Below are 9976 nucleotides of genomic sequence, written 5' to 3'. Positions count from 1 at the left end.
TGGCTGATCAGTCTCGAGCCGCTGCAGGAGTTCCTCGCGACCTACCCCGGCGAGTACCACCTGCCCGACGGCGCGCCGGTGGGCCTGCCGGGATGGCTCGGGTGGCAGCACTTCTTCAACGTGTTCCTGATGGTGCTCATCATCCGCTCGGGCCTGCGGGTGCGCACCGAGAAGCGGCCGACCGTGTTCTGGACGCCCCGCCGCGACCGCAAGGGCAAGATCAGCCTCACGCTGTGGTTCCACCAGGCGCTCGACGTGCTGTGGCTCGTGAACGGACTCGTCTTCGTCGTGCTGCTGTTCGCGACCGGGCAGTGGATGCGGATCGTCCCGACCAGCTGGGAGGTCTTCCCCAACGCCCTCTCCGCGGTGCTGCAGTACGTGTCGCTCGACTGGCCGACCGAGAACGGCTGGGTCAACTACAACAGCCTGCAGCAGCTCGCCTACTTCACGACCGTGTTCGTCGCCGCACCGCTCGCGGCGGTCACCGGCTACCGCATGTCGGGCCTCTGGCCGAAGAAGGCGCCCGCGCTCAACCGCGCCTACCCGGTGGAGTGGGCGCGCGCCCTGCACTTCCCGGTCATGCTGTACTTCGTCGCGTTCATCGTCGTGCACGTGACGCTCGTGTTCGCGACCGGAGCGCTCCGCAACCTCAACCACATGTACGCGGGGCAGGATGCCGTCAACTGGACCGGCTTCTGGATCTTCTTCGCATCGATGGTCGTCGTCGCCGCGGGCTGGGTCGCCGCACGACCGCTGCTGATCGCCCCGCTCGCCCGGCTCTTCGGCACCGTCGGCGGCCGCTGACGGTCGTCCGCCGCGTAACGCGCTGCCCTGGCGCCGCCTCCTCGGCGAGACTCCAACCCCGCGTCGAGACTGCACGCCCAGCGTGCAGTCTCGACGCACACGCGGGGCCGGGCACGGACCGCGGTTCGGCGGGAGCGCCGGGATGCCGCGGGTCGGGCTTCAGCACGCGCCCGCGTGTCGGGATGAGAGCGCGGTCAGCGGACGAAGCGGACCTCGGTCAGCGTCTCGCCGAGGAACGGCTCGTCGTGCCGGGCGCCGTCGAGCGCGAAGCCGTTGCGCACGTAGAAGCGGTGCGCGCGCGGGTTGTCCTCGGCGACCCAGAGGTACGCCGACTCACCCGACAGCACCGCGGCGTCGAGCAGGCGCTGGCCGATGCCGGTGCCCTGCCACGCGCCGAGCAGATAGATGAAGTACAGCTCGCGAGAGGTCGGGGCGTCGGCCTCGCGCGCGGGACCGGAGCCGGAGAACCCGACGATCTCGCCGTCCGCGAGCGCCGCGTACATGCGGTAGTCGGCGCCCTGGCTCATCCAGTGCGTCCACAGCTCCGCGATCCGCCTCGGCGAGATCTTCTCGAGCGCGGCCTTGCTGATGAGGTGGTCGTAGGTCTCGTGCCAGCAGGTGGCGTGGACGCGGCCGAGAGCCTCGGCATCCACGTCTCGAACAGGCCGGACGACGATGTCTGTCTGCACGGGGGCTTCCATGCGGCCGACTCTACGCCGACGCTCCCACGGTACGAAATCGACGGCGGAGGGCTGTGCGCATCCGACAAACGGCCCTGCGAAACCTCTCCGGCGGGGCTACGATCCCGTCGTGAACGTGATCTGGCGGACCCTGTTGACGATCCTGCGCGCGAGGGTGCTGCTGCGACGACACGGCCGGATCGCACCCGGCACCGTGGGTCGCGTGCACCTGCGGACGCTCCTCACCGACATCGACCTGCTCCGCCACATGAACAACGGCCGCTACGCGTCGCTGTTCGACCTCGGGCGGTTCGACCTGCTCATGCGCACCGGCATCTGGGACGCCATGAACGCGCGCCGCTGGTACGCGGTGGTCGCGAGCGAGACGATCACGTTCCGCAAGTCCCTCGGGCTGTGGCAGCGCTTCACCGTCGAGTCGCGCCTCTACGGCCACGACGACCGGTCGGTGTACCTCATGCACCGCGCGGTCGTGGGCGGCGAGGTGTACGCCGAGATGATCGTGCGAGCGCGGTTCCTCCGTCGCTCCGGCGGCATCGTCGCCAACGAGGAGCTCTTCGCGGCGCTCGGCCGGCCCGACGACCTGCCGCCGCTGCCGCAGTGGGTGGCCGACTGGGCGGCGGGGTCGGCGCTGCCGTCGACGAAGGCCGCGGCGCCGAGCCTCTGGCCCTGACGATCCCCGGTGCCGCCACGCTGCGGCATCCCCTCCGCTCCGGTCCGCCCACCGCGAGAATGCACTGGTGCACCGAGAGTGCACGCCGGGCACGCTGTCTCGGTGCACAGTTGCACTCTCGCGGGAATGGCGGGGCGGGATGCCGGCGGTGCCTGCGCCACGGCGGGCACATCCCGGGGTGCGCGAGGCCGCGCGCCTAGGCTGGAGGAATGCAGGAGTCGTCCGCGGAAGAGTCCGACGCCGCCACCGACAGCCACGCGCCCGAGGACGCCGACCTCGCGACGCGCGCGGTCGCGCTCGCGCGGCGCTGGGTCGTCGAGGCCGCCGAGGTCGAGGCCGACCCCGCCGCCGCACGGCTGGCGGGCGTGCTCAAGGACCCCGACGGCCTGCCGTTCACGATCGGCTTCGTCGACGGGGTCATGCGTCCCGAGAGCCTGTCGGCCGCGGCATCCAGCCTGGGCCGCGTCGCCCCGCTCGTGCCGGAGTTCCTGCCCTGGTACCTGCGCGGCGCCGTGCGCGTGGGCGGATGGGTGGCCCCCATGGTGCCCAGCCCCACGGTGCCCATCGCGCGACGCGTGCTGCGCGAGATGGTCGGCCACCTCATCGTCGACGCGCGCCCCGAGAAGCTCGGCCCGGCGCTCGCCAAGCTGCGCGAGAACGGCTCGCGACTCAACCTCAACCTGCTCGGCGAGGCCGTGCTGGGCGAGGGCGAGGCGCTGCGCCGGCTCGACGGCATCCACGACCTCGTCCGCCGCGACGACGTCGACTACGTCTCGGTGAAGGTCTCCGCGATCGTCAGCGACATCTCGCTGTGGGCGTTCGACGAGCAGGTCGAGGCGATCGCCGAGCGGCTGCTGCCGCTGTACGTCACGGCATCCGGCAACGGCACCTTCATCAACCTCGACATGGAGGAGTATCGCGACCTCGACCTCACGGTCGCCGTCTTCACGCGCATCCTCGAGGACGAGCGGCTGCCGGGGCTCGAGGCCGGCATCGTGCTGCAGGCCTACCTTCCCGACACGCTCGCAGCTCTCCGCGAGCTCACCGCGTGGGCGCGGCAGCGCGTCGACGCGGGCGGCGCACCCATCAAGATCCGGCTCGTCAAGGGGGCGAACCTCGCGATGGAGCGGGTGGACGCCGTCATGCACGGCTGGGAGCAGGCTCCGTACCTCACGAAGCTCGACACCGACGCGAACTACGTCCGCTGCCTCGACGAGGCGCTCCGACCGGAGAGCATCGCGGCGGTGCGGATCGGCGTCGCGGGCCACAACCTGTTCGACATCGCGTACGCGTGGCAGCTCGCGGGCGAGCGCGGCGTCCGCGACGGCGTCGAGGTCGAGATGCTCCTCGGCATGGCGCAGGGCCAGGCCGCGGCGGTCGCGAACGAGGTGGGGCCGGTGCTGCTGTACGTGCCGGTCGTGCCGCCGCACCACTTCGACTCCGCGATCGGCTACCTCGTGCGCCGGCTGGAGGAGAACGCCTCGGGCGAGAACTTCCTCTCCGCCGCGTTCGACCTCGCCGCCGACCAAGCCCTGTTCGCGCGCGAGCGCGACCGCTTCCTCGCCGCGCTGGAGCGCGCCGCCGATCCGGAGCTGCCCGCGTCGCCGCGACGTGCGCAGCACCGCGCGGAGCCCGCGCCGAGCATCTACCGCACCCCCGCGACCGACGAGGCCGACCTCACGCAGGCGGTGCTCGGGATCGCCCGGTCGGCGACGGCCGCCGACGGTCGAGACGCGGACGCCCGGCAGGGTGCCGGCGGTTCCGCGGCCGAGCCCGGCGACACGCAGCCGCTCGAGCCCGCCGCCGAGGAGCTGCTCTTCGGCGGGCAGGCGTTCGTCGAGACCGCGGTGTTCTCGCCCCGCGAGTCGGCGGGCCGTGCGCTCGGCGCGCCCGGCTTCCGCAACGCCGCCGACTCCGACCCGTCGCAGGCCGCGACGCGCGCGTGGGCGCGCGACGTGCTCGCGCGCGTCGAGACCTCGACGGCGGGGGATGCCGCGATCGAGGCGGCCCGCGTCGACGACGAGGCCGCGCTCGACGGCGTCGTCGACCGCGCGCGCGAGGCCGCCGCGTCGTGGGGCGCGCGTCCCGCCGCGGAGCGCTCCGCCGTGCTGCTCGCCGCCGCCCGCGCGCTCGAGGAGCGCCGCGGCGCGCTCATCGAGGTCGCCGCGTCCGAGACCGGCAAGGTGTTCGCCGAGGCCGACGTCGAGGTCAGCGAGGCCGTGGACTTCGCCGCGTACTACGCCGCGACCGCGCGCGAGCTCGACCGCGTCAGCGGCGCCGTGTTCGTGCCGGGGCGCGTGACGCTCGTCGCCTCGCCGTGGAACTTCCCGATCGCGATCCCCGCGGGCGGCGTGCTCGCCGCGCTCGCGGCCGGCTCCGCCGTCGTCTTCAAGCCGGCCCCGCAGGCCCGCCGGTGCGCGGCGGTCGTGGCCGAGGCGCTGTGGGATGCCGGCATCCCGCGCGACCTGCTCGCCCTCGTCGACGTCGACGAGGACGCGCTCGGGCAGCGGCTCGTCACCCACCCGCACGTCGACCGCGTGATCCTCACCGGCTCGTGGGAGACCGCGGCGCTGTTCCGCTCATGGCGCCCCGACCTGGCACTCCACGCCGAGACGAGCGGCAAGAACGCCATGATCGTCATGCCGTCCGCCGACCTCGACCTCGCGGCGGCGGCCGTGGCGCGCAGCGCCTTCGGGCATGCGGGGCAGAAGTGCTCCGCGGCATCCCTCGTGATCCTCGTCGGCTCGGTCGGCCGGTCGCAGCGCTTCGCGCGACAGCTCGTGGACGCCACCACGTCGATGCGCGTGGGCCCGCCCTCCGACCCGCTGAGCGAGGTCGGCCCGGTCATCGAGGCGCCGCGCGGCAAGCTGCGCTGGGCGCTGACCACCCTCGACGAGGGGGAGAGCTGGCTCGTCGAGCCCGAAGAGCTCCACGGCGTCGGGCCGGAGCACGCCGGGCGGCTCTGGACCCCCGGCATCCGCACCGGCGTGCGACCCGGATCCCGCATGCACCTGGAGGAGTTCTTCGGGCCGGTGCTCGGTGTCATGCACGTGCCGTCGCTCGCGCGCGCGATAGAGCTGCAGAACGCGGTCGCCTACGGTCTCACCGCGGGCCTGTTCACGCAGGACCCCGAGGACCTCGCGGTGTGGCTCGACCGGGTCGAGGCGGGGAACCTCTACGTCAACCGCGGCATCACGGGCGCGATCGTGCAGCGGCAGCCGTTCGGCGGCTGGAAGCGCTCCGCGGTCGGGCCGGGCGCGAAGGCCGGCGGTCCGAACTACCTCGTCGGTCTGGGGTCGTGGCGCTCGTCGGCCGGCGGCGCGCAGTCGTCGACGCTGCACCTGCGCGGCCTCGACACGCGCATCACCGACGTCATCGAGGCGGCCCAGCCCACGCTCGGCTTCGACGGGTTCGAGTGGCTGCGCCGCGGCGCGCTGTCGGACGCCCTCGCCTGGAACCGCGAGTTCGGCCAGGTGCGCGACGTGTCGCAGCTCGGGGTGGAGCGCAACCTCTTCCGCTACCGGCCGGTGCCGGTGGCGATCCGTGCGACGACGGATGCCGAGTGGCACCGCGTGCTGCGCGTCGTCGTCGCCGCCGTGCGCGCCGGGTCGAGGTTCACGCTCAGCTCGGCGACGGGCCTCGCGTCGTCGGTGCGGCGCGCCCTCGGCGAGCTCGACGTGCCGGTGTTCGTCGAGACCGACGAGCAGTGGATCGAGCGCATGACGCGCGCCGCGGGCGACGGCACCGCTGCGTCGGAGGCAGACGCGGCCGAGGACCGCGGTGCAGAGGTCGACCACCCGAGTGACGGCGGCTCGACCGACGACGCTGCGGGCTCGGGCGACGCGACGGATTCCGAGCCCGCGGGGCAGGACGACGCCCACGACGGGCGGACAGGAGAAGCCCGCGAGACCGGCGACGAGCCCGATCCCGCGCCCGGCAGGAAGGGACCGCCGCTCCTCGCGAAGGCTCTCGCCCGCGTGGGCGGCGACCGCCTCGGTCGCGGTGCGAGCGCCGCCGCCGGCCATGCCGGTGGCGACCGCATGCCCCGCGGCGACGACGAGCCGGCCGTGCCGCCGCGTCCGCCGCGTGCGCGCCTGGTGGGCTCGCCCGGTGCCGTCGCGACCCTGCGGTGGGCGCTCGCCGACGCGCTGGAGGGCGACCCCGACCTGGCCGTCTACGCCGACGAGGTGACCACGGCGGGGCGCATCGAGCTGCTGCCGTTCCTGCGCGAGCAGTCGATCACGATCACCGCGCATCGCTACGGGACCCCCGACCCCTGGAGCGAAGAGGTCATCTGACCCCGCACGGTGCCGCGCGCGCGTCCTCGCCGGCGCGGGCAGCGTCCTCCCGCGCCTCCGTTCACCGCTGCGGAACGCCGGTGTAAAAGATTCTTGACATCGCTCGCGGGCACGCGTACCGTGGGTGATGTCAAGAATTCTATACATCGAAGGAGGTGCGCCATGGGGTACGCGGAACGCAACACGTGGGCGCAGCTGATCGCCGGTGTGATCGGCACGGGGGCCTACCTCGTGATCGTGCTGCCGCAGTTCGGCGACCGCGCGATCGACGACGTCGACTGGGCGTGGCCGATGGTGTGGTGCATCGCGGCCGCGATCGTGCTGTCGATCGTCCTGAGCGTCCTGTGGGGCATCGCCGCGGGCATGCGCGATCCCGAGCTCGAGCAACGCGCCGACCAGCGCGACCGCGAGATCGAGTGGTTCGGCGACCGCATCGGGCAGGCGTTCCTCGTGCTCGGCGGTCTCGGCGGGCTCGTGCTCGCGATGACGCGGGCCGACTGGTTCTGGATCGGCAACGCGATCTTCGCGGGCTTCGTCCTGTCCGCGATCCTCGGCGGCATCGCCCGCCTCGTCGCCTACCGTCGGGGCTTCCAGTGATGGCGCGGCCGACCCGCGTCACCAACCGCATCCGTCTCGTGCGCGAGGCCGCCGGGATGACGCAGGCCGACCTCGCCGGTCGCGTCGGCGTGACCCGGCAGACCCTCATCGCCATCGAGCAGGGCAGGTACTCGCCCACGCTCGAGCTCGCCTTCCAGCTCGCGCGCGTCTTCCGCGTCTCGATCGACGAGCTGTTCGACTACCCGGAGGAGCCATGACCACCACCCAGACCCAGACCATGCTCGCGTGGGCGCAGACCGCCTACGGCGGGCCGGATGCCGTCGCCGCCGCGCGCGTCGACGTGCCGGCGCCCCGAGCCGGGGCCGTCCTCGTGCGCGTGGACGCGACGAGCCTGAACTCCGGCGACGTGCGCGTGATGCGCGGCGAGCCCCTGCTCCTCCGCCTCGTCTTCGGGCTGCGCAGGCCCAAGACCCCGACGCCCGGGCGGGACGTCGCCGGCACGGTCGTCGCCCTCGGCGACGGCGTCGCCGACCTCGCCGTGGGCGACCGGGTGGTCGGCGAGCTCACCGGCGCCGGCGGTCTCGCCGAGCACGTCGTGGCCCCGGTCTCCGAGCTCGCGCGCATCCCCGACGGCCTCGACGCGGTGACGGCGGCGACGCTGCCGATTGCCGGCGGGACGGCGTGGCAGGCGCTGGATGCCGCGGCCGTGGCATCCGGTCATCGCGTGCTGGTCGTCGGCGCCGGGGGAGGCGTCGGCACGTTCGCCGTGCGTCTCGCCGCGCTCCGCGGCGCCGAGGTCGACGCGCTCTGCGGGGCGCGCGCCGAGCCCGTCGTCGCCGACCTGGGTGCGGCACGGACGTGGGACTACCGCGAGGTCGGCCTCGCCGACCTGCCGCAGGACGCCTATGACGCCGTGATCGACGTGGCCGGTGCCGTGCTGCTGCGCGCGCTGCAGGGCCTCGCGCGCGACGGCGGGACGGTGGTGCTCGTGAACGGCGGCGAGCACCGCGTGTTCGGGCCGCTCGGGCGCATGGCGCGGGGCGCGGTGCTGTCGATCGGCTCGCGGCGCCGCATCCGGCTGCTCGCCGCCGCCGTGCGCCCGAGCCTCACCGCCGAGCTGGCGGCGCTCGCGGCCGCGGGCGAGCTCGTGCCGCACGTCGAGCGGACGTGGCCGCTGGCCGAGGCGCGTGCCGCGCTCGCGCACGTCGACGCCGGTCGCACCGTCGGCAAGGTCGTGGTCACGGCATCCTGATCGCGCTCAGCGCTGCGAGAGGGCGAAGGGCGGCTCCAGCCTGGGAAACATCGGAAAGTGCCGGACGTTCAGGGTCGCGAGCCGCGCACCCTGCAACTCGGCGGTCGCGGCGATCAGGTAGTCGGCGATGCCGATGCCGGAGTGGCTGCGGCGGAACTCGCGCATGAGCTCCCCGGCACGCCGCGCGATCAGCTCGGTGACCGGCACGGGGTGGAGGGCCGCGAGGAGATCCCACACCTCGCGGCGCTCCGAGGAGCGCATCCCGCCGGTGAGCTCCGTGACGGTCACGACGCTCGTGAGCACCGGTCCGCCGCGCCGGGTGGCGAGCAGCCAGTCTCTGGCGATCCGCTCGCCCCGCAGCAGGGCGATGAGGACATCGGTGTCGACCAGGATCACGATGCGGCTCGCCACGCGCCGTCGAGGTGCTTCTCGCGGGAGCCCGGAGCACGATCGGGGATCTCAAGGTCCGGCGCGACGCCGAACGCGGCCTCGATCGCGGCGAGATCTGAGCGGAGGTCGTCGGTGCCGATCAGCGCGTGGTCGATCAGGCGCCGGATCATCTCGGCGCGCGAGACGCCTTCGGCCGCTGCGAGGCGATCCAGGGCCTCGGTCTGGCGGGCTTCGAGGTAGATGTTCGTGCGCTGCATACACCGCATCATACACCGTGGTGCTCACGCGACGTCGACCTCGACGGTGTGCCAGCCGGTCGCACCGTCCGGCACGACCGACCGCGGCGTCGCGGTCTGGGTCTCGCCGTCGGCGTTCGTCGCACGACAGCGGATGCGGTGGCGGCCCGACTCGGCGAGCCACGGCAGGCTCCACTGCACCCACGTGTCGTCCGAGACGGCCGACGCGAGCGTCGCCTGCCGCCACGGGCGGTCGTCGACCTGCACCTCGACGCCGCGCACGCCGACGTGCTGCTGCCACGCGACGCCGGCGATGACGGTGGTGCCGGGCTGGACGCGGGCGCCGCGCCGGGGCACGTCGATGCGCGACTGCAGCTTGATCGGCCCCCGCTCCGACCAGCCGCGCTGCGTCCAGTACGCCGCGGCGCGGTCGAAGCGGGTCACCTCGAGCTCGGTCAGCCACTTCGTCGCCGACACGTAGCCGTAGAGTCCTGGCACGACCATGCGCACCGGGAAGCCGTGCTCTCGGGGGAGCGGCGCGCCGTTCATGCCCACGGCGAGGAGCGCGTCGCGGTCGTCGGTGAGCGCCTTCAGCGGAGTGGATGCCGTGAACCCGTCCACCGAGCGCGACAGCACCATGTCGGCCTCGCCGCTCGGTCGGGCGCGCGCGAGCAGCTCGCGGATCGGATACCCGAGCCACACCGCGTTGCCGACCAGCGAGCCGCCGACCTCGTTCGACACGCACGCGAGGGTCGTGACGCTCTCCCGGAGAGGCAGGGCGAGGAGCTCGTCCCACGTGAGCACGACCTCCTCCGCCACCAGGCCGTGGATGCGCAGAGTCCACTCTGACGCCGCGAGGTCGGGCACGATCAGCGCCGTGTCGATGCGGTAGAAGCCGTCGTTCGGCGTCACGTAGGTCGCGAGGTCCGGGATGCCGAGCTCGGTCGTCGGCGGGATCGTCGGCGCGGGGGCGGCCGGAGCCGGGAGCCGGATCGCGGCCCGGACCTTCGCGGCGGCCTCGGCTCCCGTGCGCAGCGCGCTGCCCGCCACCCCGGCGAGCACCCCGG

General features: G+C 73.6%; 10 protein-coding genes. 6 read left to right on the top strand and 4 right to left on the bottom strand.

Annotation, left to right across the window (positions count from 1 at the left end):
- Positions 1-804, top strand: an 804-nt coding sequence (locus WML84_RS09595; RefSeq protein WP_347345922.1) for a cytochrome b/b6 domain-containing protein, incomplete at its 5' end; no start/stop codon positions are given.
- Between the two features lie 194 nt (positions 805-998).
- Here WML84_RS09595 and WML84_RS09590 read toward each other — a convergent pair.
- On the bottom strand, positions 999-1505 hold the full coding sequence (locus tag WML84_RS09590) for a GNAT family N-acetyltransferase (RefSeq protein WP_347345921.1): 507 nt from the start codon (positions 1503-1505) through the stop codon (positions 999-1001).
- Positions 1506-1614: 109 nt separating this feature from the next.
- Here WML84_RS09590 and WML84_RS09585 point away from each other — a divergent pair, with 109 nt between their 5' ends.
- The 5 genes from WML84_RS09585 to WML84_RS09565 all read left to right on the top strand — a co-directional run bounded on the left by WML84_RS09585 (position 1615) and on the right by WML84_RS09565 (position 8283).
- Positions 1615-2175, top strand: a complete 561-nt coding sequence (locus tag WML84_RS09585; RefSeq protein WP_347345920.1) for an acyl-CoA thioesterase — start codon at positions 1615-1617, stop codon at positions 2173-2175.
- 209 nt (positions 2176-2384) lie between these two features.
- Positions 2385-6473, top strand: coding sequence for a bifunctional proline dehydrogenase/L-glutamate gamma-semialdehyde dehydrogenase (locus WML84_RS09580; protein ID WP_347345919.1), 4089 nt, complete (start codon positions 2385-2387; stop codon positions 6471-6473).
- Between the two features lie 162 nt (positions 6474-6635).
- On the top strand, positions 6636-7070 hold the full coding sequence (locus WML84_RS09575; RefSeq protein WP_347345918.1) for a hypothetical protein: 435 nt from the start codon (positions 6636-6638) through the stop codon (positions 7068-7070).
- Entirely contained in the window at positions 7070-7288 is a 219-nt protein-coding gene (locus WML84_RS09570) for a helix-turn-helix transcriptional regulator (RefSeq protein ID WP_347345917.1), read from the top strand. The genes WML84_RS09575 and WML84_RS09570 overlap by 1 nt, the downstream gene beginning before the upstream one ends.
- A complete protein-coding gene (locus tag WML84_RS09565; RefSeq protein ID WP_347345916.1) occupies positions 7285-8283 on the top strand; it encodes an NAD(P)-dependent alcohol dehydrogenase in 999 nt (332 codons plus the stop codon). The genes WML84_RS09570 and WML84_RS09565 overlap by 4 nt, the downstream gene beginning before the upstream one ends.
- Before the next feature lie 6 nt (positions 8284-8289).
- Here the strand turns inward: WML84_RS09565 and WML84_RS09560 are convergent, their stop codons facing one another.
- From WML84_RS09560 to WML84_RS09550, 3 genes are all read right to left on the bottom strand, one after another.
- On the bottom strand, positions 8290-8694 hold the full coding sequence (locus WML84_RS09560) for a type II toxin-antitoxin system VapC family toxin (protein WP_347345915.1): 405 nt from the start codon (positions 8692-8694) through the stop codon (positions 8290-8292).
- Positions 8676-8930: a CopG family transcriptional regulator gene (locus WML84_RS09555; RefSeq protein WP_347345914.1), complete on the bottom strand. Its 255-nt coding sequence runs from the start codon at positions 8928-8930 to the stop codon at positions 8676-8678. Before WML84_RS09555 ends, WML84_RS09560 begins: the two co-directional genes overlap by 19 nt.
- Positions 8931-8954: 24 nt before the next feature.
- A partial coding sequence (locus WML84_RS09550; protein WP_347345913.1) for a molybdopterin-dependent oxidoreductase occupies positions 8955-9976 on the bottom strand: 1022 nt, incomplete at its 5' end.

This window comes from Microbacterium sp. (genome assembly GCF_039812165.1).
Taxonomy (GTDB): domain Bacteria; phylum Actinomycetota; class Actinomycetes; order Actinomycetales; family Microbacteriaceae; genus Microbacterium.
Note: the sequence above shows the minus strand (reverse complement) of the source record. Positions and strands in the feature narration are given on the sequence as shown.